Genomic DNA, 26,061 nt, shown 5'->3' with positions numbered 1-26,061 from the left:
AGCGCTTTACGCTTGACGACAATACTTGCAGACGCGTCATACTTGCAAGCGCAGGCTATTGCGATCCTGCTCTACTCTGGCTTCAGCCACTCCGGGACGGAGGAAACGCCATGACAGCGACAGATCCCGCGCTGACTGCGCTCGCCCAGGGCTGGTGCGCGCTCTCCCTGCTGCACGGGAGGATCGAGGCGCACATCGAGCGTGCCCTGCAGACCGGGCACGACCTGAGCGTGCGCGAGTACTCCCTGCTCGACGTGCTCAGCCGTCAGCACAGCGGCGAAGGCGGCCATCTGCAGATGAAGCAGGTCGCCGACGCCGTCGTCCTCAGCCAGAGCGCCACCACCCGGCTCGTCACCCGGCTCGAGGACCGCGGCCTGCTCTCCCGCTACCTCTGCCCCACCGACCGCCGCGGCATCTACACCGACGTCACCGAAGCAGGCCTGAGGCTCCTCGACGAGGCACGGCCCACCAACGACAAGGCACTGCGCCAGGCCCTCGACGAGGCCGCCACAAACCCCGAGCTGGCCCCACTGGTCCGGGCCGTCGAGACGCTCCGCATCCCCGTCTGAGGGCCCCGCCCGCATAGGGTGCGGGCATGGGAGATCTTGAGATACGAGCCGCCGTCGCCGATGACGTCCCTGCGATCGTCGGCATGCTCGCGGACGATCCGCTGGGTGCACAGCGTGAGTCACCGGACGACCTGGCTCCTTACCTGAACGCCCTGGAGCGGCTCAGCGCCGATCCGAACCAGCACCTCGTCGTGGCCGTCCGCGAAGGCCGCGTCATCGGCACGCTACAGCTCACGATCATTCCCGGGCTGTCCCGCATGGGCGCGACCCGCTCCATCATCGAAGGTGTGCGCATCCACGCCGACGAGCGCGGCAGCGGCCTGGGTACGCAGCTCATCGAGTGGGCGGTCGCCGAATCCCGGCGCCAGAACTGCCGATTGGTACAGCTGACCACCGACAAGTCCCGTACCGACGCCCACCGCTTCTATGAGCGGCTCGGCTTCACGGCCTCGCACTTGGGCTTCAAGATCCAGCTGTGACGACTGCGGAGCGCCTGTTTCACGTGAAACAGGCGCTCACCCGGACCGTCAGACCCTGCCGGTCCCCCGCCACCCGTCCGGATCCACACCACCCGGCACAGCAGCCCCCTCGTCGTACGGCTGACGCGTGAACACGAACGATCCGAGGTCCAGATGGTCCACGGTCCCGTCGGGGCGTCGTACGGCCGTCAGGAGCTCGCCTGCGTAGTAGCCCTCCAGCCCCGTCCAGGAGCCGTCACCGTTGGCTCGGAACCGCGAGCGGCGGCCCTTGCCCGAAAGCGGCTCCAAGGAGAGCAGCCCGTCGGCCGTCAGCCGGAGCGCGAAGGCGTGTGTCCCCCAGTACCACTGTCCCGCCAACTCCAGGGGCACTGCGTCGGCCTCCGCCATCGGACGCCATGGCTCGGGGATGCGGGGCTCGGCTTCGGCGACGATCCGGACGAGGTCGGCGGCGACCGTGAACAGCAGCGGGCCCGAGGTGCAGTTGGTCAGCACGATGGCTGCGAGGTCGTCCTCCACGCTGGCAGTGAGGCAGGCGAGGAAGCCCGGCAGGGATCCCGTGTGGCCGATGAGGCTCCTGCCCTCCTGGTGTCGGATCTCCAGACCCAGGCAGTACGCGTACCCACTCGCCACATCCGCCGCCTCCGCCGGAGCCGCCGGCGTCCTCATCTCTCGCAGCGAGTCGGCACTCAGCACACGGTCGTCACCCTTGATCAGGAACGCGGCGAACTTCGCCAAGTCGCCTGTTGTCGACCAGAGTTGCCCCGCCGGAGCCATCCGACCGAGGTCTTCGAGGGGCTCGGGAAGCATCACGTCGGCCCAGGGATGGACCGCCCAGCCGCCCGCGTGCGGTGCCTGCGGTCGTGTACTCGTCCGCTTCAGGCCCAGGGGTTCGAGCACTTCGCGCCGGAGTACGTCCTCCCACGAAGCCCCGCGCAGTTTCTCGACCAGAGCGCCCAGCAGCGTGTAGCCGGGGTTCGAATAGTGGAAGCGGCGGCCGGACGGATGCAGGAAGGGTTGCTCGCCCAGGACGTCGGAGAGCTCGGGTCGCAGTGATCCAGGGGTCCGCTCCCACCAGGATCCCGGCGTCTCGGCCGCCAGCCCGCTGGTGTGCGCGAGCAGTTCGACGATCGTTGACTCCCCCGCTGCCGTGCCCGGCAGATGCTTCTCCAGCCGGTCCCCGAGGGCCAGCAGGCCCTCGTCGCGCAGTCGCAGGACGAGAACGGCGGTGAAGGTCTTGGTGATCGAGCCGATCCGGTACTGCACGTTCTCGTCCGGCCCGTGCCCGTCCACCGACGTACGCGAGCCATGCCACACCACCCGACCGTCCCGTACGACCGTGGCGACCAGCGAGGGCGTCCGCCCTTCGGCCTGGGCCACTGCGACGCGGTGCAGCAGCGCTCGACGCGTGGCGGGGAGCAGATCTTCCTGAGCTGTCGTCATGGCCCCAGTCCACCCCGTCGACCGCACGGGAGTCGAACTCATATCCCCGAAGCCCGCCATCCCCGCGGGCGGGCCCCGATCAGGTCTGCGCCATGTCCACGAATCGTGAGTAGTGGCCCTGGAAGGCGACCGTGATCGTCGCCGTCGGGCCGTTACGGTGCTTGCCCACGATGATGTCCGCCTCGCCCGCGCGGGGCGACTCCTTCTCGTAGGCGTCCTCGCGGTGCAGCAGGATCACCATGTCGGCGTCCTGCTCGATGGAGCCGGACTCACGCAGGTCGGACACCATCGGCTTCTTGTCCGTGCGCTGCTCGGGGCCACGGTTGAGCTGCGAGAGTGCGATCACCGGGACCTCAAGCTCCTTGGCCAGGAGCTTGAGGTTACGGGACATGTCCGAGACCTCCTGCTGACGGCTCTCGGAACGCTTCGAACCACCGGCCTGCATCAGCTGCAGATAGTCGATGATCACGAGCTTGATGTCGTTGCGCTGCTTCAGCCGACGGCACTTCGCACGGATCTCCATCATCGACAGGTTCGGGGAGTCGTCGATGTAGAGGGGCGCCGCCGAGACTTCGGGCATCCGGCGCGCCAGGCGGGTCCAGTCATCGTCCGTCATGGTGCCGGAACGCATGTGATGCAGCGCCACGCGCGCCTCGGCGGACAACAGGCGCATCGCGATCTCATTGCGCCCCATTTCCAGGGAGAAGATGACGCTGGCCAGGTTGTGCTTGATCGACGCCGCCCGAGCGAAGTCCAGCGCGAGTGTGGACTTACCCATGGCGGGGCGCGCCGCGATGACGACCATCTGGCCTGGGTGCAGGCCGTTGGTGAGCGAGTCGAGGTCCGTGAACCCGGTGGGCACACCTGTCATCTCACCGGTACGGGAGCCGATCGCCTCGATCTCGTCGAGCGCGCCTTCCATGATGTCGCCGAGCGGCAGATAGTCCTCGCTGGTCCGTTGCTCGGTGACCGCATAGATCTCGGCCTGCGCGCGGTTGACGATCTCGTCGACGTCGTCGTCGGCCGCGTATCCCATCTGCGTGATGCGGGTACCGGCCTCGACCAGGCGGCGCAGGACGGCTCGCTCGTGGACGATCTCCGCGTAGTACTCGGCGTTAGCCGCCGTCGGCACCGTCTGGACGAGGGTGTGGAGATAGGAGGCGCCACCCACCTTGTTGATCTCGCCGCGCTTGGTGAGTTCGGCGGCGATGGTGATGGGGTCGGCCGGCTCACCCTTGGCATAGACGTCGAGGATCGCCTGGAAGATCGTCTCGTGGGCGGGCTTGTAGAAGTCGTGGCCCTTGATGACCTCGACGACATCGGCGATGGCGTCCTTGGACAGGAGCATGCCGCCGAGGACGGACTGCTCGGCGTCCAGGTCCTGTGGCGGCACCCGCTCGAAGGCCGAACCGCCGCCGTCCCACTGGCCGTTGTCCCGGCCGCGATCATGCTGCTCGTCGCGTCCTCGGCCGCCGTCGCCCTGTCGGCGGGAGGCAGGCAGACGATCACTGGGGCCGCTGTCGGCCCACGGGTCGTCCAAGGGCTCGGAAATGCTCACCGAGCAACCTCCTCCCGTCCGCCGAGCGGACCTCGCCGTGCCCCTCTGTTCTACGGCACGACACTGACAAATGAGAGGCCCAAGTCCGGTCCTGGCACGTCGGTTGTACGACGGTTTCCCGGGCCGACGGACGGAGTGGGCGCCGCACCACGGTAGGCCCGCGGGCACCGTCAGCCAATCTGGTTATCCACAGGCCATGTGGACGACGGCCCGGATGCTGTGGAGAACTCCACAAAACCTGTGCACGACACGGTGGACAGCCCTGTGAACAAGCCCCCAACAATTCTCGATCAGCGGCTCTGACCTGCTGCTTTGCCATCCACCGGCTGTGCAGAAGAAAAACTTCCCCAGTCGGACCAAGATCGCTTCGAACGGTGCACGAGAGCACACACCACGAGACGGTGAGTAAGGGTCAGTACTCCATTGCATCTCTTACCTGTGGACGATTAGATTGGTGGCCATGACACAGGCTCCCGCGACGCCCAAGGCCGCCCGGCGACAGCACGACCGAGAGATCGTCGCACTGGCCGTCCCAGCCTTCGGCGCACTCGTCGCCGAGCCCCTCTTCGTCATCGCCGACAGCGCGATCGTCGGCCATCTCGGCACAGCCCAGCTCGCCGGGCTCGGGGTCGCTTCCGCCCTTCTCATGACAGCCGTCAGCATCTTCGTCTTCCTCGCCTACGCCACCACAGCGGCCGTTGCCCGACGTGTCGGCGCCGGCGACCTCCAAGCCGCCATCCGTCAGGGCATGGACGGTATCTGGCTGGCCCTCCTCCTCGGCGCCGCCGTCATCGCGGCCGTCCTGCCCACCGCACCGTTTCTCGTGGAACTCTTCGGAGCCTCGGACACAGCGGCCCCGTACGCGACCACCTACCTACGGATCTCGGCGCTCGGCATCCCGGCCATGCTCGTCGTACTTGCCGCCACCGGCGTTCTGCGCGGACTCCAGGACACGAAGACTCCTCTCTACGTCGCTGTCGCCGGCTTCGTCGCCAACGCCGCCCTGAACGTCGGTCTCGTCTATGGCGCGGACCTCGGCATCGCAGGCTCCGCCTGGGGCACCGTCATCGCTCAGTGGGGCATGGCCGCGGTCTACCTCATAGTCGTCGTCCGCGGGGCTCGCAAGCACGGTGCCTCCCTACGCCCCGACGCGGCCGGCATAAGGGCCTCCGCACAAGCCGGAGTACCGCTGCTGGTCCGCACCCTCTCGCTGCGGGCCATCCTCATGATTGCGACGGCCGTCGCAGCCCGCCTCGGGGACGCCGACATTGCTGCGCACCAGATCATCCTGTCGCTATGGAGCCTGCTCGCCTTCGCACTGGACGCCATCGCCATAGCCGGGCAGGCGATCATCGGGCGGTATCTCGGGGCCGACGACGCCGAGGGCGCCCGAGCCGCCTGCCGCCGCATGGTGGAGTGGGGCATCGCAGCAGGCGTCGTCCTCGGACTGCTCGTGGTGATCGCCCGGCCGCTCTTCCTGCCGTTGTTCACCAGCGACACGGCCGTGCAGAACACAGCCCTGCCTGCCCTGCTCGTGGTGGCGCTCTCTCAGCCGATCTGCGGCGTCGTCTTCGTCCTGGACGGAGTCCTGATGGGAGCAGGCGACGGCCCCTACCTCGCCTGGGCCATGGTGCTCACTCTGGCGGTGTTCACTCCGGTGGCGCTGCTCATCCTCGCGGTCGGTGGCGGCCTCACCGCAGTCTGGGCAGCCATGACACTGATGATGACGGTGCGCATGCTGACGCTCTGGGCACGCACCCGCTCCGGCCGCTGGCTCGTCACGGGCGCGACGCGCTGAATGTTTCACGTGAAACACGCTGTTTCACGTGAAACGGGCTCGATCTGACCCGCTACACAGATGAGGGGCCGTACCCAGCGGGTACGGCCCCCCATCTCAGCTGTTCAGCCGAGCGCAGCAATCAGGCCGCGACAACCTCGATGTTGACCTTGGCGGCAACCTCGGGGTGCAGACGCACGGACGTCTCGTGGGCGCCCAGGGTCTTGATCGGCGAACCGAGCTCGATGCGGCGCTTGTCGACCTCGGGACCACCGGAAGCCTTGATCGCGGAAGCGACGTCGGCCGGGGTGACGGAACCGAAGAGACGACCGGCGTCGCCGGAGCGAACGGCCAGACGGACCTTGACGGCCTCGAGCTGGCCCTTGATCTGGTTGGCCTGCTCGATGGTCTGGATCTCGTGGATCTTGCGAGCACGACGGATCTGCTCGACGTCCTTCTCGCCGCCCTTGGTCCAGCGGATAGCGAACTTCCGCGGGATCAGGTAGTTGCGAGCGTAACCGTCCTTGACGTCGACGACGTCGCCCGCGGCACCGAGGCCGGAGACCTCGTGGGTGAGGATGATCTTCATGTTTCGGTCACCCTTCCCTTATCGCGCGGTGGAGGTGTAGGGCAGCAGCGCCATCTCACGGCTGTTCTTCACGGCCGTGGCGACGTCACGCTGGTGCTGCGTGCAGTTGCCGGTCACGCGGCGGGCACGGATCTTGCCGCGGTCGGAAATGAACTTCCGCAGCATGTTCGTGTCCTTGTAGTCCACGTACGTGACCTTGTCCTTGCAGAATGCGCAGACCTTCTTCTTCGGCTTGCGCACAGGCGGCTTCGCCATGATGTATCTCCTGTGTGATCAAGAAGTGTGGGTACGACCCACCCTCGGCCCAGGGGCCTAGAAGGGGGGCTCGTCCGAGTAGCCGCCGCCCTGCTGACCGCCGCCGGAGTTTCCACCCCAGCCGCCGCCACCGCCGCCGCCCTGGGTGCCACCGGCAGGAGCGCCGGTCGCCCACGGGTCGTCGGCGGGAGCACCGCCGCCTTGCTGACCGCCGCCGGAGTTTCCACCCCAGCCGCCGCCACCCTGGCCGCCACCGCCGCTGTAACCACCCTGGCCACCGCGAGCGCCACCGGAGGTCTTGGTGACCTTGGCCGTGGCGCTGCGCAGGCTGGCGCCGACTTCCTCGACGTCCAGTTCGTAGACCGTGCGCTTGACGCCCTCGCGGTCCTCGTAGGACCGCTGCTTCAGCCGGCCCTGCACGATGACGCGCATGCCTCGCTGGAGCGACTCCGCGACGTTCTCCGCCGCCTGACGCCAGACCGAGCAGGTCAGGAACAGGCTCTCGCCGTCCTTCCACTCGTTCGTCTGGCGGTCGAAGGTGCGGGGAGTGGACGCGACACGGAACTTCGCGACCGCCGCACCGGAGGGGGTGAAGCGCAGCTCGGGGTCATCGACAAGATTGCCGACGACCGTGATGACGGTCTCGCCTGCCATGGGGGAACCTCTCGGCGGGTTTGCTGCTCTGGCTGCTTGGTTGCTGCTACTCGAATCCCGAGATCAGCTGAGCGGGAGAGCTCAGTGGGTCTCGGGGCGGAGGACCTTGGTCCGGAGGACCGACTCGTTCAGGTTCATCTGGCGGTCGAGCTCCTTGACGACCGCAGGCTCGGCCTGCAGGTCGATGACCGAGTAGATGCCCTCGGGCTTCTTCTTGATCTCGTACGAGAGACGACGACGGCCCCAGGTGTCGACCTTCTCGACCTTGCCGTTGCCCTCACGGACGACGGAGAGGAAGTTCTCGATCAGGGGGGCGACAGCGCGCTCCTCCAGATCGGGGTCGAGGATGACCATCACCTCGTAGTGACGCATGTGGAACCCACCTCCTTTGGACTCAGCGGCCACGGTCGTTCCGTGGCAGGAGGGTTGTGATGCGTACGCAACGGTATCGGCCGCCACTGACAATCGGGTGACCTTGCGGTCGCCCCGAGCTGGCCCGGGCAGACACCGGTGCAGACGGTACACAGTACCCGCACACCCGCTTCCGGTTGAAATCCGGCCGCCCTGGTCCACAATCTGTACACATCGGGTGTGTATGGCGCTACGATGCGCCGCCTTCCGCAGGAGGTGCCCTATGGCACAGGCAATGCGACCCAACACCGTCGGAGGCCTCTTCGCCACGGACGGAAAGTCCCATCCCATCCAGGACACCCTGCTCGTGGTGACCCTGGTGCTCGGCATCACGTCGTTCATCACGGCCCAGTTCCACTTCTTGCACCTGCTCAGCTCCTGGACCGGTCTGGTGGGCATCCTCGCGGGTGCTTACGGGCAGTGGATCTCGGAGACGACCCGTGAGCGCTTCGGCCTGATCGTGGGTCTCGGCGCCTCCGGAGTCGGCTTCTTCCTCGGCATGGCACACGGCGGGCTCTTCGGCGGCTTCTGACGCCGGCGCCCACGCACTCCTCGCGCCGGCCTCGGAGCCCGACCTCCGAACACCGGCACAACAGCGCATAGAACACCCTCGAACGCCCCGGCGGCCTCAAGGCCGGGGCGTAGCTGCCGTCCGCCCAGTCGGGGCGCTCGCAAGGCGCAGTAGGCTTCGGCGCGAGAGCCGGAGCCCCTGAACCCATGGGGACACACCAGCCCGAGGAGCGCCCCGAATGAGCCTGACCCTGAGGACGATCAGTCGCGAGCAGCATCTGGCGTACATCCAGAGCCTGCCGTCGGCGAGCCACATGCAGGTCCCGGCCTGGGCAGACGTCAAGGCGGAGTGGCGCTCGGAGAGCCTCGGGTGGTTCGACAAGTCCGGCGAACTCGTCGGCGCGGGCCTCGTCCTCTACCGGCAGCTGCCCAAGATCAAGCGTTATCTCGCCTATCTGCCCGAGGGCCCGGTCATCAACTGGTTCACGCCGAACCTGACCGACTGGCTGGAACCGATGCTCGCGCATCTGAAGAACCAGGGCGCCTTCTCCGTGAAGATGGGCCCGCCGGTGATCATCAGGCGCTGGGAGGCCACCTCCATCAAGGCGGGCATCCAGAACCCGGACGTGAAGCGGCTGCGTGACATCGAGGCCGACTTCATCGAGCCGCGCGCCTTCGAGGTCGCCGACAAGCTCCGCCGCATGGGCTGGCAGCAGGGCGAGGACGGCGGGGCCGGCTTCGGCGACGTACAGCCTCGCTACGTCTACCAGGTGCCGCTGGCCAACCGGTCCCTGGAAGAGGTCCACAAGAACTTCAACCAGCTGTGGCGACGCAACATCAAGAAGGCCGAGAAGGCCGGCGTCGAGGTCGTCCAGGGCGGCTACCAGGACCTCGAGGAATGGCAGCGTCTGTACGAGATCACGGCCGTGCGCGACCACTTCCGCCCGCGCCCGCTGTCGTACTTCCAGCGCATGTGGACGGCCCTCAACACCGAGGACCCCAACCGCATGCGGCTGTACTTCGCCCGTCACAACGGAGTGAACCTGTCGGCGGCGACGATGCTGATCGTCGGCGGGCATGTCTGGTACTCCTACGGCGCCTCCGACAACATCGGCCGTGAGGTCCGGCCCTCGAACGCGATGCAGTGGCGGATGCTGCGCGACGCCTACGCGCTCGGCGCGACCGTCTACGACCTGCGCGGCATCTCCGACTCCCTGGACGAGACCGACCACCTCTTCGGCCTGATCCAGTTCAAGGTGGGCACGGGCGGCCAGGCCGCCGAGTACCTCGGCGAGTGGGACTTCCCGCTCAACAAGCTGCTCCACAAGGCGCTCGACATCTACATGTCGCGTCGCTGACCTTGCGCTCTCTGCTTCGATACCGTCAACAGCTACACCGTCGATAGCTTCCATATCTCTGATACACCGCAGCCACCAGAAAGGTTCCAGGTCCGGCCATGGCGCTCACGCTCTACGTCGACACCGCGCGCTGGCGGGCGCACCACAAGCACGTGCAGGAGCAGTTCCCGGGACTCGTCCCGGTCTGCAAGGGCAACGGCTACGGGTTCGGGCACGAGCGGCTGGCGGAGGAGGCCACTCGACTGGGCTCGGACGTCCTCGCAATCGGCACGACGTACGAGGCCGCGCGCATCAAGGACTGGTTCGGCGGTGACCTGCTGGTGCTGACGCCGTACCGGCGCGGCGAGGAGCCGGTGCCGCTGCCCGACCGGGTCATCCGCTCGGTGTCGTCGGTGGACGGCGTGTACGGCCTCGTGGGCGCCCGTGTCGTCATCGAGGTGATGTCCTCTATGAAGCGGCACGGCGTCAGCGAGCACGATCTGCCGCAGCTGCACGCCGCCATAGAGAACGTCCGGCTCGAGGGCTTCGCCATCCACCTGCCGCTGGACCGCACCGACGGCTCGGACGCCGTCGAGGAGGTCATCGGCTGGATGGACCGGCTGCGCGCGGCCCGGCTGCCCCTGCACACGATGTTCGTCAGCCATCTCAAGGCCGAGGAACTGGCCCGCCTGCAGCAGCAGTTCCCGCAGACGCGCTTCCGTGCCCGCATCGGCACCCGGCTGTGGCTGGGGGACCACGACGCCACCGAGTACCGCGGCGCGGTCCTGGACGTCACCCGCGTCTCCAAGGGTGACCGCTTCGGCTACCGGCAGCAGAAGGCGGCCTCGGACGGCTTCCTGGTGGTCGTGGCGGGCGGTACGTCGCACGGAGTGGGCCTGGAGGCCCCCAAGGCGCTGCACGGCGTCATGCCGCGCGCCAAGGGCGTCGCCCGGGCGGGTCTCGCCACGGTCAACCGGAACCTGGCCCCCTTCGTGTGGGGCGGCAAGCAGCGCTGGTTCGCGGAGCCGCCGCACATGCAGGTGTCGATCCTGTTCGTTCCCTCGGACGCGCCCGAGCCGAAGGTCGGGGACGAGTTGGTCGCCCATCTGCGGCACACCACCACGCAGTTCGACCGGATCGTGGACCGCTGAGCTGCCGCACTCGGCACACACGGCAGGGCCGTAACAACGAAAGGCCGCACACGGACTCTCCCGTGTACGGCCTTTCGCCTGTACGGCCTTCGCGGAGGCTTCCTACGCCGTGTTCGCTCAGAGCGAACCGCCGGCCGCCCCCCGGTTGCCCCACTCCACCTGCGGCCCCTCGAAGTGGGCCGCGTGCCGCGGTGGATGGGCTGCAGGGCCGAGCACGAACACGTCCTCCGCCCCGTCGAGGACGCCGCCCGACGGGTCGTCGTCACCGGCCCGGCGCACCGGGTCCCGCTCCGGCATGAGGATGTCCCGTACGACGACGGCGCACATGTACAGCGTCCCCAGCAGGTGCACGCCGATGGCCCAGTGGTAGCCGTCGGGCGGCAGTCCCTTGTGGGCGTCCCCACTGGTCGTGTACGCGAGGTACAGCCAGATCCCGAGGAAGTACGCCACCTCGCACGCCTGCCAGATGAGGAAGTCCCGCCACCTCGGCCGGGCCAGCACCGCCAGCGGCACCAGCCACAGGACGTACTGCGGCGAGTAGACCTTGTTGGTGAGGATGAACGCCGCGACGATCAGGAAGGCCAGCTGGGCGAAGCGCGGACGGCGCGGTGCGGTCAGCGTGAGCGCGGCGACACCGGCACAGCACAGCAGCATCAGCAGCGTGGCGAGCGTATTCACCGTCTCGGTGCTCAGCGGGTCGCTGGAGTTCTGCGCCAGGATCAGCCAGAAGGAGCCGAAGTCCACGCCTCGTTCCTGGCTGAACCGGTAGAACTGCGACCATCCGTCCCAGGCCAGGAGCATCACCGGAAGGTTCACGACCAGCCAGGCCACCGCCGTTCCACCCAGCGCCTTCCCGAAATCCCGCCACCTGCCCGCGCGCCAGCACAGGACGAACAGCGGGCCGAGCAAGAAGACGGGGTAGAGCTTCGCGGCCGTGGCGAGCCCCAGCAGGACGCCGAAGGCGAACGTGCGGCCACGTGACCACATCAGCATTGCCGCGGCCGTCAGGGCAACGGCCAGCAGGTCCCAGTTGATGGTCGCGGTCAGGGCGACGGCGGGCGCCAGGGCGACCAGCAGACCGTCCCAGGGACGCCTGGCGTGCGTGCGGGTCACGCAGACGGCGATGACGACCGCGCAGACCATCAGCATCCCGGCGTTGACCATCCAGTACCACTGCTCCTGGTCCTGGATGCTGCCGCTGCCCGTCGTGAGCCAGGAGGCGACTTCCATGAACACACCGGTCAGCACCGGGTATTCGAGGTACTCCATGTCGCCGGGGAGCTTGTCGAAGTACGGCACCAGCCCGTCGGCGAAACCGCGCCCCTGGAACAGGTGCGGGATGTCCGAGTAGCAGGCATGCGTGTACTGCGAGCTGGCGCCGAAGAACCAGGCTCCGTTGTAGCAAGGTGCCTTCTGGACCAGCCCGAGGGCGAACATGCCGATCGCCACGAGCACGATGATCCGCACGGGAGTCCACCAGGACGTCCCGAGCAGGGCACGCCGTCCGATGGGGCCACCGATCAGCTCACTCCCGTTGGCGGCGACCTCGTCCTCTCTGGTCGGCCGCACCAGGTCCGGCTCGTGCGCGCTTGTGGGCGTCGTCTCTGCACTGGGCATGGGGCACATCCTGCCGTACGTGTCTGAGGACGGTGCGAGGGCGACGGGATGAGGCGGCTGAGTGTTTCACGTGAAACCGACGTTTCACGTGAAACAGGCCCTCGCCCGAGACCGCCCGCCCGCGGCCTTTCTCGTGACGAAGGCCGGGGTCTCATGAAAAAGGCCGGTGGCCGGCATCCCCGCTGCGGGGATGCCGGCCACCGGCCTTGTGGCGTCGGACGAGCCCGTCAGCCTGACGGTCCGCCGAAGATGCCTCCGTTGCCGTTGCCATTGCCGTTGCTGTTGCCGTCCGTCTCGGTTTCCGTAGGCGTCGGCGTGGAGGTCACGCCTCCGTCCGTGCCGCCGTTGTCCGAGCCTCCGACGTCGTTGCACTGGAAGCCGAAGCAGGTCTCGGTCGGCGTAGGCGACGGCGAGGGCAGCGACTCGCTGGGCGTCGGGCTCGGACTCGGGCTGACTTCCTCGGTCTCGCTGGGCGTGGGAGAGGGCGTTGGCGTGGGGATGTCGTTGACGACCTCACCGATGGGCGTCGGCACCGGGAACGGTGTCGGGCGCGTGCCCTTCAGCGCCTGCTCCATGTAGTCGTGCCAGATCTCGGCCGGGAACGAAGCACCGTGGATCTTCTCCTGACCACCCGTTCCGAACATCTTCAGGAACTCGCGGTTCTGGTTCTTCTCGTTGTCGTCCAGCCTGAACATCGCGATCGACGTCGACAGCTGCGGGGTGTAGCCCACGAACCAGGCCGACCTGTTGCCGTCCGTGGTACCCGTCTTGCCGGCCACCTCACGGTCGCTCAGCTGGGCGCTGGTACCCGTGCCCTTGTCGACCACCGTCTTCAGGACGTCCGTGACGTTGTCGGCGACCTCCGGGGTGAAGGCCTCCTTGGTCAGGGCCTTGTGGGAGAAGACCTCGCCGTCCTTGTCCGTCACCTTCTTGACGGAGTAGGGAGCACGCTGCTTCCCGCTGGACGCGAACGTGGCGTAGGCGCCCGCCATACGGATCGCGCTGGGCTGAGAGGTGCCGATCGAGAAGGACGGGTAGTCCGTACCGGTCAGGCTGCTCTCCAGGATGCCGGCGTCCTCGGCCGCCTCCTTCACCTTGTCCAGTCCGATGTCCATGCCGAGCTGCACGAAGGCGGAGTTCACCGAGTTCCTCATCGCCTCACGGAGGTCGATCCGGTAGGTGGGAGGAGTGCCGTACGACTCATCGCCGTCGTTGACCTGGTTCCATTCCTCCCCCTTCTCGTTCCGCCAGATGTCGCCCTTGTAGTCCTTGATCTTGAGCTTGTTCTTGCCGCTGTACAAGCTCTTCGGCGACACCTGCGTGCGCTCGTCCTGCGCCTGTTCGCCTTCGAGATCCGGGTCCCGCACGCCCCACTTCATCGCAGCCGCGAGAACGAACGGCTTGAACGTCGAACCGACCTGGGCGCCGGTGACGTCGGCGTTGTTGGTGAAGTGCTTCGTCGCGTCCGCACCGCCGTAGATGGCCTTGATGGCACCGGTCGCCGGATCCACCGAAGCCCCGCCGAACTGGACGTGAGTGTCCGTCTTCGGACGCTCCTCGGGCTTGATGTTCGCCTTCTGGACCTTCTTCACCGCGTTCTCGAGTTCCTTGACCTTCTTCTTGTCGAAGGTCGTCTGGATCGAGAGGCCGCCCTCTCGCAGCTTCTGCTCGGTGATGTTGGTCGTTTTACTGTTGTTGACTAGGTAGCCGTTGGCGAGATCGACGAGGTAGCCGATCTGGCCGCTCAGCGCGGAGTTGAAGCGCGGGTTCTTCCACTCGGGCAGCTTGGTGTACTTGGCCCGCACCTCAGGGCTCAGATGCCCGTACTGGACCATCTTGTCGAGGGTGTCCTGCATCTGGACCAGGGCGCGCTTCTGATTGGACTGGGGATCCGCCGTCGTGTCGACGGACTGCGAACCCGCCGGGTCGTAGTACGTGGCGCCCTTGAGCATGGCCGCCAGGAAGGCGCACTCGCCCTCGTTCAGCTTGATGGCGTCCTTGTTGAAGTACGCGCGGGCGGCGGCCTGGATCCCGTAGGCGTTGCGCCCGTAGTAGGCGGAGTTCAGGTAGCCGGCCATGATGTCGTCCTTCGACACCGTGGTGCCCACCTTGACCGAGATGAAGATCTCCTTGAACTTCCGCGAGAGCGTCTGAGACTGGTCACCCAGCCTCGCGTTCTTCACGTACTGCTGGGTGATGGTGGAACCACCCTGCGTCTCGCCACCGGTGGCCATGTTGAACACGGCGCGGGCGATGCCCTTCGGGTCGATGCCGCTGTCGCTGTAGAAGGTCTTGTTCTCCTGCGAGATCACGGCGTTCTGCATCGCCTTGGGAATCTGCGACAGGTTGATGATCTGCCGGTTGGTCTCACCACCGGTGGAGACCATCTCGCTGCCGTCGCCCCAGTAGTAGACGTTGTTCTGCGCCGTAGCGGTCTCGTCGACCTTGGGGACGCCCACCATGGCGTAACCGATGCCGGCCACGGCCACCAGGCTTCCGAGGAAGCCGACGAAGAGGCCCGCCACGAGCTTCCATGACGGCACCCAGCGCGCGACGCCGTACTTGCCCGCCCGCGGATAGTCGACGAACCGCTTCTTTCCGGGGGGAGCGGCACGCCCTCGGCCCCGTCCGGGACCGGTGGCGCCGCCAGGAGCGGCGCGGCGGCCGCCCCGGCCCGGTGGTTCCGGCGCTCTGCGGCGGCTGCCGCCGCCTCTCTGGGCCGCGCGTCGTGCCTCGGCACGGCCGCCGTACGGACGTTCTTCGCCTTCCGAACCGCTGAAACCCGACCCGTACGAGTCGGAAGGAGATCCGGTGGCGCCTCGCGGTGCCGCTCGGCGGCCGGAGGACGAGCCGGACTGGCCGCGTCGGGCCGCGGCACGTCCGCCTTCCTGCGGCTGCGGCGGTTTGCGACGGTGCTCGCTCATCGAACGACTACTCCTCGGGCAGGCGCACCCCTGCGCGCCTGACAACGGCGGCTGATTTCCGGTCCCCCCGAAGTACGGATGTGGTCGGTTCTGCATTCACCCGTACTGCACCAAGGACAACGACGCCCTCAGGTGTCACGCGGTTCCCGGTGCTGTGCATGGCGCACAGACTACGCACCGTCAAAGCCCGCCTAGTCCCGAACTTCACCCCAAATCAGGCAACTCGCTCCACATGAATCGTTGATGTGATCCCGTTCACCGTTCCCCCACTTGTCGCGCCCGGAAGGCCGTTCTATCGTCTAGATGTATCGAGTCGATACATCAGCGCGAGATATGACGAGGAGGCGAGGGGATGAGCCGACGGTCCGGGATCCTCGAGTTCGCCGTCCTCGGACTGCTCCGCGAGTCCCCCATGCACGGCTACGAGCTGCGCAAACGACTCAATACGTCACTGGGCGTGTTCCGCGCGTTCAGCTACGGCACGCTCTACCCCTGCCTCAAGACGCTGGTCGCCAACGGCTGGTTGATCGAGGAACCGGGGCACACCGCCGAGGACGCCCTTGCCGCACCACTCGCCGGGCGTCGCGCAAAAATCGTCTACCGGTTGACGGCGGAAGGTAAGGAGCACTTCGAGGAACTGCTCTCGCAGACCGGCCCCGACGCGTACGAGGACGAGCACTTCGCTGCCCGATTTGCCTTCTTCGGACGCACACCGCAGGACGTGCGCATGCGCGTGCTGGAGGGCCGACGCAGCCGGCTGGAGGAGCGTCTGGAGAAGATGCGCGCCTCCCTGTCACGCACGCGGGAGCGCCTCGACGACTACACGCTTGAGCTCCAGCGCCACGGGATGGAGTCCGTGGAGCGCGAAGTGCGCTGGCTGAACGAGCTCATCGAGAGCGAGCGGGCCGGGCGGGACCTGAAGGGTTCCGCTTCCGGGGGGTCCGCTCAGCAGGACACCACAACTGGAGAGCCGGGCGATCTGCCCCGTCCCGGGGACACCCCCAGGACGGATTCGCCCGGCGACACCGCCACGTGAGAGCCCAGTCAGGGCCTCACTCGTACACACAGGGAGCAACCGGAATGGGTTCGGTTCGCGTAGCCGTCGTCGGCGTGGGCAACTGCGCCGCGTCGCTGGTTCAGGGAGTCGAGTACTACAAGGACGCCGACCCGGCGTCCAAGGTCCCCGGCCTGATGCACGTGCAGTTCGGCGAATACCACGTCCGTGACGTCGAGTTCGTCGCCGCCTTCGATGTCGACGCGAAGAAGGTCGGCCTCGACCTCACGGACGCCATCGGCGCCAGCGAGAACAACACCATCAAGATCTGCGACGTGCCCCGCTCCGGCGTGACCGTCCAGCGCGGCCACACCCTCGACGGTCTCGGCAAGTACTACCGCGAGACCATCGAGGAGTCCGCCGAGGCCCCGGTCGACATCGTCCAGGTCCTCAAGGACAAGCAGGTCGACGTCCTCGTCTGCTACCTGCCCGTCGGCTCCGAGGACGCGGCGAAGTTCTACGCCCAGTGCGCCATCGACGCCAAGGTCGCCTTCGTCAACGCCCTGCCGGTCTTCATTGCCGGTACGAAGGAGTGGGCGGACAAGTTCACCGAGGCGGGCGTCCCGATCGTCGGCGACGACATCAAGTCCCAGGTCGGTGCCACCATCACGCACCGCGTCATGGCGAAGCTCTTCGAGGACCGCGGCGTCATCCTGGACCGCACGATGCAGCTGAACGTCGGCGGCAACATGGACTTCAAGAACATGCTCGAGCGCGAGCGCCTGGAGTCCAAGAAGATCTCCAAGACGCAGGCCGTCACCTCGCAGATCCCCGACCGTGAGCTCGGCGAGAAGAACGTCCACATCGGCCCGTCGGACTACGTGGCGTGGCTCGACGACCGCAAGTGGGCTTATGTCCGCCTCGAGGGCCGCGCCTTCGGTGACGTTCCGCTGAACCTGGAGTACAAGCTCGAGGTCTGGGACTCCCCGAACTCCGCCGGCGTCATCATCGACGCCCTGCGCGCCGCGAAGATCGCCAAGGACCGCGGCATCGGCGGCCCGATCCTCTCGGCGTCGAGCTACTTCATGAAGTCCCCGCCGGTGCAGTTCTTCGACGACGTGGCCCGCGAGAACGTCGAGAAGTTCATCAAGGGCGAGGTCGAGCGCTAGCGAGACCCAGCCGTGCGCCAAGCACCGCGGCGCCGCAGTTGAACGCTCCTGCCAGAGCTGCCGAGGGTCCCCGGGTTGTACCGCCCGGGGACCCTCCCCGTATGTGAGGCTGTGCCCCATGTCCGTGGTACGCGACCTGCGGGTCCTGTTGCGCTTCGGGAACTTCCGGCGCCTGCTCGTCGTACGCCTGCTCTCGCAGGGCGCCGACGGCGTCTACCAGACCGCGCTCGCCACGTACGTGGTCTTCTCCCCGGAGAAACAGACGTCCGCCACCGCGATCGCCTCCGCGATGGCCGTCCTGCTCCTGCCGTACTCCCTGGTGGGCCCCTTCTCCGGCGTCCTCCTGGACCGCTGGCGCCGCCGCCAGGTTCTTCTGTACGGCAGCCTGCTGCGCACCGTGCTGGCCTCGGCGACGGCCGTCCTGATCATCACCGACGTACCGGACTGGCTCTTCTACGTCTCGGCCCTGTGCGTCACCGCCGTCAACCGCTTCGTCCTGTCCGGCCTGTCCGCCGCACTGCCGCGTGTGGTCGACGAAGAGCGCCTGGTGATCGCCAACTCCCTTTCCCCGACCGCCGGAACACTCGCCGCGACGGCGGGGGCCGGTCTGGCCTTCGTCGTACGGCTGGTGGCCTGGGACTCCGATGCGGCCGTGGTGCTTCTGGGCGCCGCCCTGTACTTGTGCGCGGGACTGGCGGCCCTGCGTATGTCACGGGAACTGCTCGGCCCCGATCGTGAGTTGGTGCAGCCACGCATAGCGACGGCCCTGGCCGGCACCGCGCGCGACCTGGCGGCGGGCGTACGCCATCTCGCCGCTCCGCCGCGCCGGGAGGCCGTCTGGGCTCTGCTCACGATGACCCTGATGCGCTTCTGCTACGGCGCCCTGCTGGTCATGCTGCTGATGCTGTGCCGGTACGCCTTCTCGTCGAACGCGGATGACGGACTCGCCCTGCTGGGGCTGGCGTTGGGCATCTCCGGCGCCGGCTTCTTCGCGGCGGCCGTGGCAACCCCCTGGGCGGTGGGGCGTCTGGGTCCCGGTCGCTGGATCGCCGTGTGCGCGGGGGTCGCCGCACTCCTGGTGCCCGCGCTCGGCCTGCCCTTCGCCACAACTCCCATGCTGGTCGCGGCTTTCGTCCTCGGCATGACGACTCAGGGAGCGAAGATCGCGACGGACACGATCGTGCAGTCCTCGGTCGAGGACGGCTTCCGTGGCCGGATCTTCTCGGTCTACGACGTGCTGTTCAACGTCGCGTTCGTCGGTGCGGCCGGAGTGGCCGCCCTGGTACTGCCGTCGGACGGCCGCTCGGCACATCTGGTGGTCGCAGTCGCCGCTGTCTACGCGGCAGTTGCAGTGGCTATGGCCCGCTTTGAACACCGCTCTGTGTCACATCAATGACACAGAGCCCCCCGCGGCTACGGGGCTGTCAGTGGCGCCCGGTAACTTACGTGCGTCTTATAACGCGCATTGTTCGCGCCACGCACCCATGTTCCAGGGGGACCCCAAGTGACAACTCCGCCGCCCCAAGGCAACCCGTTCGCCCAGGGCCAGAACCCGTACGCCCAGGGTCAGCAGCCCTACGGCCAGCCTCAGGGCCAGGCCCCGTACCCGCCCCAGGGCGGCTACCCGCAGCAGCCGGGGCAGCCGGGGTTCCCTCCGCAGGGCGCGGCGCCGTATGCGCCGGTTCCGCCGCAGCAGCCCGGCCGCCGGTTCAGCTTCAAGACGATCAAGAACGTTGCTGCCGTCGCCATCGTCGGCATCATGCTCGTCGTCGGCTACATAATCAGCCTGGACGACGCCGAGAACGCCGCGGTGGGCGACTGCCTGAAGTCAAGCTCCTCGTCGTCCTCGAACGACCGCATGGAGGTCGTGGACTGCACCTCCTCCGAGGCCGAGGCCAAGGTGCTCAAGAAGATCGACGGTACTTACACCTCGCTGACGGCCGAGACCGAGTGCCGCAAGGTCAGCGGCGCCACCAGCTTCTACGCCCAGACCGGCGACGGCGACAACTTCCTGCTGTGCCTTTCGGACGTCTGATCTGACCTCTCCACCTACTGAGCGGCGGTGTTTCACGTGAAACACCGCCGCTCAGCACGTGCTGCTCGCTATGGAGCCGGGTCATGTTTCACGTGAAACATCGCCCGGCTCCATAGCCTCAGTCCTGCTCGGCCCACCACTCCTTGAGTGCAGCCACGGCCTCGTCGTGCCCCATCGGACCGTGCTCCAGCCGCAGTTCCAGCATCTGCTTGTACGCGCGACCGATGACAGGGCCTGGACCGACGCCAAGGATCTCCATGATCTGGTTGCCGTCGAGGTCCGGGCGGATGGCGTCCAGTTCCTCCTGCTCCTGGAGCTGAGCGATTCGCTCCTCCAGGCCGTCGTAGGCGCGGGACAGTGCAGCCGCCCTGCGCTTGTTCCGCGTGGTGCAGTCCGAGCGGGTCAGCTTGTGGAGGCGGTCCAGGAGCGGACCGGCGTCACGGACATAGCGGCGGACGGCGGAGTCCGTCCACTCTCCGGTGCCGTAGCCGTGGAAACGCAGGTGGAGTTCGACCAGACGTGAGACGTCCTTCACCAGCTCGTTGGAGTACTTCAGCGCCGTCATGCGCTTCTTCGTCATCTTCGCGCCGACCACCTCGTGGTGGTGGAACGAGACCCGGCCGTCCTTCTCGAAGCGACGCGTGCGGGGCTTGCCGATGTCGTGCAGCAGCGCGGCGAGGCGGAGGGTCAGGTCGGGACCGTTCTCCTCCAGCGCCATCGCCTGCTCCAGGACGATCAGCGAGTGCTCGTACACGTCCTTGTGGCGGTGGTGCTCGTCACTCTCCAGCCGCAGAGCCGGCAGCTCGGGCAGCACATGGTCGGAAAGCCCGGTGTCCACCAGGAGCCTCAGCCCCTTGCGCGGGTGGGCGGACAGGATCAACTTGTTCAGCTCGTCCCGGACCCGCTCCGCCGAGACGATCTCGATCCGTCCGGACATCTCCTGCATGGCCGTGACAACCTCGGGAGCTACCTCGAAGTCGAGCTGCGCCGCGAACCGTGCCGCCCGCATCATGCGCAGCGGGTCGTCCGAGAAGGACGCCTCGGGAGTGCCCGGCGTGCGCAGTACCCGCTCCGCGAGGTCCTCCAGACCGCCGTGCGGGTCGACGAACTCCTTCTCCGGAAGCGCGACGGCCATGGCATTCACGGTGAAGTCACGCCGGACGAGGTCCTCCTCGATCGAGTCGCCGTACGAGACCTCCGGCTTGCGGGAGGTCCGGTCGTAAGCCTCCGATCGGTAGGTGGTCACCTCGATCTGGTAGCCGTCCTTCTGTGCTCCAACCGTGCCGAAAGCGATACCGACCTCCCACACGGCGTCCGCCCACGGGCGCACGATCTTCAGCACGTCCTCGGGACGGGCGTCGGTCGTGAAGTCCAGGTCGTTGCCGAGCCGGCCGAGCAGCGCGTCCCGGACCGATCCGCCGACCAGGGCGAGTGAGAACCCGGCCTCCTGGAAACGGCGGGCGAGGTCGTCGGCGACAGGGGCAACCCGCAGCAGTTCACTGACCGCGCGGTGCTGCGCCTGGCTCAGGGCGCTGGGCTTTTCTTCGTTGGCGTTCGGCACAACAGAAGAGGGTACGTGGCCCGGCCGACCGTGGGCGCCCCCATTAAACGTGCACACCGTAGGCCGCAGACAGCTCCGTCGATACGCTCACAAGATCCGCCCTTGCGACCTTAAGAAACGCTCCTCTTTATACGTGCACATACGGGACAGGGCCGACGGCGGGAACCGATCTTGTGGAGGAGACCGCGGCACTTCCCCTCAGCGTGCATCGTTACCATGCGTGGACGCACATTCCGACGACCACTGACGACGACGAGGGACGGACGAGCGCGTGGCCGAGGCGGCAGACTTCCAGGGGATGACTCCCTCACCTGCCCGCCGGTGGATGCGGCGCACCGGAGCACTGCTCGCCGGGGCGCCTCTGCTGGCCGGGCTGCTTCAGCTGCCCACCGCCGCCCCCACGCAGGCTGCGGGGCAGGACTCCGTGAAGGCCGTTTCCGGCTCGGGCGCGGTGGCTGTCGCTGTGGACTCGCTCACCCCCGCTGCCCCCAGTGACGGCGACACACTGACCGTGTCCGGCACGGTGACCAACAAGGGGAAGCAGGCGGTCACGGACGCGCAGGTGGACCTGCGTCTCGGGGGCGCTCTCAACACCCGCTCGGCCATCGACAGGATCGCCGGGCGCGGCGACTACCAGCACGGCGTCGACGCAGCCCCGGTGGGCGGGAAGTACGTCAAGGAGTTCTCCAGGCTCACCCCTGGCGTGTCCCAGCGCTTCAGCATCGCCGTGCCGGTGGACAAGCTGGACCTCGGCGAGGACGGCGTCTACGAGTTCGCCGTCTCCCTGTCCGGAGAGACATCCGCGCGGCCGTGGGAGCAGGTGCTCGGCATCCAGCGGACGTTCCTGCCGTGGCAGCCCGACGAAGCCGACACGAAGACCCGGACGACGGTCATGTGGCCGCTCACCTCCACCGCGCACATGACGGCTCAGACGGGGTCGGACGAGTCGCAGACGCCGGTCTTCCGTGACGACGATCTCGCCAAGGAGATCGCTCCCGGCGGCCGCCTCGAACAACTCGTGTCGCTGGGGAAGGAGCTCGACGTCACCTGGGTGATCGACCCCGACCTGCTGGCCTCCGTGGACGCGATGACGGAGAGCTACCGCGTCCAGGGCGAGGGTGACGCGACAACCGCGGGCACTCACCAGGCGCTCGCCAAGCAGTGGCTGGCCGAGCTGCAGGAAGCAGTGCAGGACAAGGAGGTCGTCGCCCTGCCCTTCGGCGACCCCGACCTCGCTTCCCTGGCCCACAACGGCACGAACGTCACCGGCTCGCTCAGCCACCTCAAGGAAGCCTCCGACGTCGCCGCCGACACCGTCGACTCGATCCTCCACGTGGAGCCGACCACCGACTTCGCCTGGCCCGTGAACGGCGCCGTCGACCCGTCCATCGTCAAGGTCGCCACTTCCGCCGGCGCGGACAAGATCATCGCCCGCAGCGACAGCCTGGCGGAGACGGCCGGGCTGCCTTACACGCCCTCCGCGTCCCGCCCCGTCGGCGGCGGTACGACAGCGGTCGTCACGGACGCACGGATGTCGACGCTGTTCCAGGGCAACCTGACCAGGGCGTCGAGCTCGACGCTCGCCGTGCAGAGGTTCCTGGCGCAGAGCCTGGCCCTCAACCTCCAGACGGACAATCAGCGCAACATCGTCGTCGCCCCGCAGCGGATGCCGACCGCGAGCCAGGCCCGCGCGATGGCCGAAGCGGTGACGGCGCTCCAGGACGGCACGTGGTCCCAGTCCCAGGACCTCACCGCCGCCGCCACGGCCAAACCCGACTCCTCCGCCACCACTCAGGTGCCGGCGGCGTCGAAGTACCCCTCCTCGCTGCGCAAGCAGGAGCTGCCGCGATCGGCCTTCACACAGATCGCGACCACGCAGGACAAGCTCGACAAGTTCAAGGTGATCCTCACCAACCAGGACCGGGTGGTGACCCCCTTCGGGCGGGCCATGAACCGGGAGATGTCCACGTCATGGCGCGGCCGCTCCGCAGAGGCCGCGGATGATCGCAACGGCGTGGAAGCGTACGTCGACTCCCTGGCCGGCCAGGTCACGCTGATCGACAAGTCCGAGACCAAGCTGTCCGGACGCAGCGCCACGATCCCGGTGACGGTGCAGAACAACCTGGTGCAGGGCGTCGAGCACCTGGTGCTGCGGCTCACCTCCAGCAGCCCGAGGCGGCTCGAGATCGGCGGGGAGCGCTTCTTCGAGCAGCGCGTCGCGGTGTCCGGCGGGCACAGCCAGACGGTGAAGTTCCCCACGTCCGCTCAGGCCAACGGCCAGGCCACGGTCGTCGCCCAGCTGTACACGGAGGACGGCCAGAAGTACGGCGCACCGGTCACCTTCGACGTGAAGGTCACCGAGTTCACGGCCACCGTGATGCTGGTCATCGGCGGCGGTTTCCTCCTGCTCGTCCTCGCCGGGTTCCGTATGTACACGCAGCGCAAGCGTGCGGCGGCCCGTGCGACCGAGGAGGACGGTGCCGAGGAGACGAGCGAGGCGGACAACGATCCGGAGAACCCGGAAGGCCCCGAGGACCGTCTCACGCAGGAGGACCTTCTTGAGGAGGAGTCCCGCGCGAGCACCCGGCAAGAGGCCCCGGAGCAGCCGAGTGACCCGACACCGGACACCGCAGCGGAAAGCGCCGACCCGTCCGGCACGGGTGAGAGAGTGGACCGTTGAGCAATGTCGTGGCCGGTGGGCCCGGGACGATGAGGTGGGGTAACCATGAACGCGCCGTACGACGGTGACCGCGGCCAGGCCGCGGGCGCCCCGGGGCACCCCGAGGGCCCGCCGCCCGAGGACGGCCAGGTACCGCCGCAGCACCCCGCGGACATGTACCTCCAGGACGCCTACGACCAGGACCCCTACCGGGCCCAGGACCTCTCGTCCCAGGACCCGGTCGCAGAGGCCATGTACGACCGTGCCGCGCATCCGCCGCCCCCGCCGGGCACGTACCCGCCGCAGCAGCAGCTGTACGCCCAGCCGCCCCAGTCGCCGTACGCACCCGACCCCCAGGTGTGGGCGCAGACCCCGGCGCCCGAGCCGGAGGGCCCGACCCAGTACCTGCCGTACGGCGACGACCCCCGTACGACCCAGTACGTCGGCGTCGACGACCTCGTCACGCACTCCACCGAGAACCACCCGGAGCACGACGCCTTCGCACACCTCTTCCGGGACCAGCAGCAGGGCGGCCACCCGCAGTACCAGCCGCCGACGGTCCCGGGGCCTTCCCCGGCGCCTGCCGGGGGCCCTTACCCGGGGCCTGCGGCGCGTGCCACGGCCGAGGCCGCTGCGCCGGCGCCCGCTCCTGCTCCTGCCCCTGCGCCGGCCGCCAAGAAGGGCGGGCGGGCCGGCGGTCTGCTGAAGTCGAGCGCCGTAATGGCGGCGGGCACGATGGTGTCCCGGCTCACCGGCTTCGTCCGGTCCATGATGATCGTTTCGGCGCTGGGTCTCGGCCTGCTCGGCGACTCGTTCCAGGTCGCCTACCAGCTGCCGACGATGATCTACATCCTGACCGTCGGCGGCGGCCTCAACTCCGTCTTCGTGCCGCAGCTCGTGCGCGCGATGAAGGACGACGAGGACGGCGGCGAGGCGTACGCGAACCGGCTGCTGACCCTGGTGATGGTGGCACTCGCCGCACTCACCGCCCTGGCGATGTTCGGCGCGCCGCTCCTGGTCAGGGCCCTGTCCAATCCGGTCGCCAACGATCCCGCCGCCAACGAGGTGGCCATCACCTTCACCCGCTACTTCCTGCCCTCGATCTTCTTCATGGGCGTTCACGTGGTGATGGGGCAGATCCTCAACGCCCGCGGCAAGTTCGGCGCGATGATGTGGACGCCGGTCCTGAACAACATCGTCATCATCGTGACGCTGGGAATGTTCCTCTGGGTGTACGGCACCGCGGAGCACTCCGGCATGTCCGTCACGAACATCCCGCCGGAGGGTCAGCGGCTCCTCGGCATCGGTGTTCTGCTCGGCCTGGTCGTCCAGGCCCTGGCGATGATCCCGTACCTGCGTGAGACAGGCTTCCGGCTGCGGCTGCGCTTCGACTGGAAGGGCCACGGTCTCGGCAAGGCCGCGATGCTCGCGAAGTGGACGATCCTGTTCGTCCTGGCCAACCAGGCGGGCGCGCTCGTGGTCACCCAGCTGTCCACCGCCGCCGGTGTCGACGCCGATGTCGACGGAACCGGCTTCGCCGCCTACGCCAACGCCCAGCTGATCTGGGGCCTGCCGCAGGCCATCATCACCGTCTCGCTGATGGCCGCCCTGCTGCCACGGCTCTCGCGCTCCGCCGCCGAGGGCGACAGCGGTGCCGTCCGGGACGACATCTCCCAGGGCCTGCGGACGACGGCCGTCGCCATCGTCCCCATCGCCTTCGGATTCCTGGCCCTGGGCATCCCGATGTGCACGCTGATGTTCGGCTCCTCGGGCACCAGCGAGGCCACCAACATGGGCTTCATGCTGATGGCCTTCGGCCTCGGCCTCATCCCGTACTCCGTGCAGTACGTGGTCCTGCGCGCCTTCTACGCCTACGAGGACACCCGGACCCCCTTCTACAACACGGTGATCGTCGCGGCGGTCAACGCCATCGCCTCGGCCGCCTGCTACTTCGTCATCCCGGCCCGCTGGGCCGTCGTCGGCATGGCCGCCTCCTACGGCCTGGCCTACGCGATCGGCGTCGGCATCGCCTGGAGCCGGCTGCGCAAGAAGCTGGGCGGCGACCTCGACGGCACCCGCGTGATGCGGACGTACGCCAGACTCTGCATCGCCTCGGTGCCCGCGGCCCTGCTGAGCGGTGCGGCCTGCTACGGGATCGCCCAGACACTCGGCCAGGGAGTTGTCGGCTCCTTCGCCGCCCTGCTGGCCGGCGGAGCCGTTCTGCTCGGGATCTTCTTCGTAGCCGCCCGCAGGATGCGCATCGAGGAACTGAACTCACTGGTCGGCATGGTTCGCGGGCGCCTGGGGCGCTGAACCTTGGGTATGCGCACAACCATCGTCCGCCATCGTGTGTCGTGCATAGCGGCGGACTG

The 26,061-nt window shown here is 67.8% G+C and carries 21 protein-coding genes; 12 read left to right on the top strand and 9 right to left on the bottom strand.

Going from position 1 to position 26,061, the window contains the following annotated elements; all coding sequences use genetic code 11:
- Nucleotides 1–110: 110 nt before the first annotated feature.
- Both OG331_RS25745 and OG331_RS25740 read left to right on the top strand, forming a co-directional pair.
- Nucleotides 111–569, top strand: coding sequence for a MarR family winged helix-turn-helix transcriptional regulator (locus OG331_RS25745; protein ID WP_406193832.1), 459 nt, complete (start codon nt 111–113; stop codon nt 567–569).
- A 26-nt stretch (nt 570–595) separates the two neighbouring features.
- Nucleotides 596–1,048 carry a GNAT family N-acetyltransferase gene (locus OG331_RS25740; protein WP_406200269.1) on the top strand — a complete coding sequence of 151 codons (453 nt, stop codon included), beginning with the start codon at nt 596–598 and terminating at the stop codon, nt 1,046–1,048.
- 48 nt (nt 1,049–1,096) lie between these two features.
- Here the strand turns inward: OG331_RS25740 and OG331_RS25735 are convergent, their stop codons facing one another.
- Together OG331_RS25735 and dnaB are read right to left on the bottom strand one after the other, a co-directional pair.
- Nucleotides 1,097–2,488, bottom strand: a complete 1,392-nt coding sequence (locus OG331_RS25735) for a serine hydrolase domain-containing protein (RefSeq protein ID WP_406200267.1) — start codon at nt 2,486–2,488, stop codon at nt 1,097–1,099.
- A gap of 79 nt (nt 2,489–2,567) precedes the next feature.
- The gene (gene dnaB, locus OG331_RS25730; protein ID WP_406200265.1) at nt 2,568–4,046 is read right to left on the bottom strand and encodes a replicative DNA helicase; all 1,479 of its coding nucleotides are present in this window, start codon (nt 4,044–4,046) and stop codon (nt 2,568–2,570) included.
- A 460-nt stretch (nt 4,047–4,506) separates the two neighbouring features.
- On the opposite strand from dnaB, the gene OG331_RS25725 reads away from it, so the two are divergent.
- Nucleotides 4,507–5,844, top strand: coding sequence for an MATE family efflux transporter (locus tag OG331_RS25725; RefSeq protein ID WP_406200263.1), 1,338 nt, complete (start codon nt 4,507–4,509; stop codon nt 5,842–5,844).
- Between the two features lie 121 nt (nt 5,845–5,965).
- Here OG331_RS25725 and rplI read toward each other — a convergent pair whose 3' ends face one another.
- The 4 genes from rplI to rpsF form a co-directional block, all read right to left on the bottom strand.
- Entirely contained in the window at nt 5,966–6,412 is a 447-nt protein-coding gene (gene rplI / locus OG331_RS25720; RefSeq protein ID WP_406200261.1) for a 50S ribosomal protein L9, read from the bottom strand.
- An 18-nt stretch (nt 6,413–6,430) separates the two neighbouring features.
- Nucleotides 6,431–6,667 (bottom strand): 30S ribosomal protein S18, encoded by a 237-nt coding sequence (gene rpsR, locus OG331_RS25715; protein WP_003949403.1) that lies wholly within the window; start codon nt 6,665–6,667, stop codon nt 6,431–6,433.
- 57 nt (nt 6,668–6,724) lie between these two features.
- The gene (locus tag OG331_RS25710) at nt 6,725–7,321 is read right to left on the bottom strand and encodes a single-stranded DNA-binding protein (RefSeq protein WP_406200259.1); all 597 of its coding nucleotides are present in this window, start codon (nt 7,319–7,321) and stop codon (nt 6,725–6,727) included.
- 81 nt (nt 7,322–7,402) lie between these two features.
- Nucleotides 7,403–7,693, bottom strand: a complete 291-nt coding sequence (rpsF, locus tag OG331_RS25705) for a 30S ribosomal protein S6 (protein WP_005482942.1) — start codon at nt 7,691–7,693, stop codon at nt 7,403–7,405.
- A 262-nt stretch (nt 7,694–7,955) separates the two neighbouring features.
- Here rpsF and OG331_RS25700 point away from each other — a divergent pair, with 262 nt between their 5' ends.
- The 3 genes from OG331_RS25700 to OG331_RS25690 all read left to right on the top strand — a co-directional run bounded on the left by OG331_RS25700 (nt 7,956) and on the right by OG331_RS25690 (nt 10,730).
- Nucleotides 7,956–8,264, top strand: coding sequence for a hypothetical protein (locus OG331_RS25700; protein ID WP_406200257.1), 309 nt, complete (start codon nt 7,956–7,958; stop codon nt 8,262–8,264).
- Nucleotides 8,265–8,481: 217 nt separating this feature from the next.
- A complete protein-coding gene (gene femX, locus OG331_RS25695; RefSeq protein ID WP_328880545.1) occupies nt 8,482–9,600 on the top strand; it encodes a peptidoglycan bridge formation glycyltransferase FemX in 1,119 nt (372 codons plus the stop codon).
- 98 nt (nt 9,601–9,698) lie between these two features.
- The gene (locus OG331_RS25690; RefSeq protein ID WP_328880544.1) at nt 9,699–10,730 is read left to right on the top strand and encodes an alanine racemase; all 1,032 of its coding nucleotides are present in this window, start codon (nt 9,699–9,701) and stop codon (nt 10,728–10,730) included.
- 117 nt (nt 10,731–10,847) lie between these two features.
- Here OG331_RS25690 and OG331_RS25685 read toward each other — a convergent pair whose 3' ends face one another.
- The gene (locus tag OG331_RS25685; protein WP_406200254.1) at nt 10,848–12,347 is read right to left on the bottom strand and encodes a glycosyltransferase family 87 protein; all 1,500 of its coding nucleotides are present in this window, start codon (nt 12,345–12,347) and stop codon (nt 10,848–10,850) included.
- Between the two features lie 227 nt (nt 12,348–12,574).
- Nucleotides 12,575–15,271: a transglycosylase domain-containing protein gene (locus OG331_RS25680; RefSeq protein ID WP_406200252.1), complete on the bottom strand. Its 2,697-nt coding sequence runs from the start codon at nt 15,269–15,271 to the stop codon at nt 12,575–12,577.
- A gap of 352 nt (nt 15,272–15,623) precedes the next feature.
- Between OG331_RS25680 and OG331_RS25675 the strand changes: the two genes are divergently transcribed.
- The 4 genes from OG331_RS25675 to OG331_RS25660 all read left to right on the top strand — a co-directional run bounded on the left by OG331_RS25675 (nt 15,624) and on the right by OG331_RS25660 (nt 19,469).
- Nucleotides 15,624–16,307, top strand: coding sequence for a PadR family transcriptional regulator (locus OG331_RS25675; protein ID WP_406200250.1), 684 nt, complete (start codon nt 15,624–15,626; stop codon nt 16,305–16,307).
- 44 nt (nt 16,308–16,351) lie between these two features.
- The gene (locus OG331_RS25670) at nt 16,352–17,434 is read left to right on the top strand and encodes an inositol-3-phosphate synthase (RefSeq protein ID WP_406200248.1); all 1,083 of its coding nucleotides are present in this window, start codon (nt 16,352–16,354) and stop codon (nt 17,432–17,434) included.
- A 118-nt stretch (nt 17,435–17,552) separates the two neighbouring features.
- Nucleotides 17,553–18,830, top strand: coding sequence for an MFS transporter (locus OG331_RS25665; RefSeq protein WP_406200246.1), 1,278 nt, complete (start codon nt 17,553–17,555; stop codon nt 18,828–18,830).
- 108 nt (nt 18,831–18,938) lie between these two features.
- The gene (locus OG331_RS25660) at nt 18,939–19,469 is read left to right on the top strand and encodes a hypothetical protein (RefSeq protein ID WP_328880538.1); all 531 of its coding nucleotides are present in this window, start codon (nt 18,939–18,941) and stop codon (nt 19,467–19,469) included.
- A 118-nt stretch (nt 19,470–19,587) separates the two neighbouring features.
- On the opposite strand, the gene OG331_RS25655 is transcribed toward OG331_RS25660, so the two are convergent.
- Complete coding sequence (locus OG331_RS25655) at nt 19,588–21,030, bottom strand: CCA tRNA nucleotidyltransferase (protein ID WP_406200242.1); 1,443 nt, start codon at nt 21,028–21,030, stop codon at nt 19,588–19,590.
- Between the two features lie 271 nt (nt 21,031–21,301).
- On the opposite strand from OG331_RS25655, the gene OG331_RS25650 reads away from it, so the two are divergent.
- Nucleotides 21,302–23,710: a DUF6049 family protein gene (locus OG331_RS25650; RefSeq protein WP_406200239.1), complete on the top strand. Its 2,409-nt coding sequence runs from the start codon at nt 21,302–21,304 to the stop codon at nt 23,708–23,710.
- A 45-nt stretch (nt 23,711–23,755) separates the two neighbouring features.
- Nucleotides 23,756–26,002, top strand: a complete 2,247-nt coding sequence (gene murJ / locus OG331_RS25645) for a murein biosynthesis integral membrane protein MurJ (protein WP_406200237.1) — start codon at nt 23,756–23,758, stop codon at nt 26,000–26,002.
- The last annotated feature ends 59 nt before the right edge of the window (nt 26,003–26,061 follow it).

The sequence above is a fragment of the Streptomyces sp. NBC_01017 genome (assembly GCF_045162795.1).
GTDB classification, from domain to species: Bacteria; Actinomycetota; Actinomycetes; order Streptomycetales; family Streptomycetaceae; genus Streptomyces; species Streptomyces machairae.
Note: the sequence above shows the minus strand (reverse complement) of the source record. Positions and strands in the feature narration are given on the sequence as shown.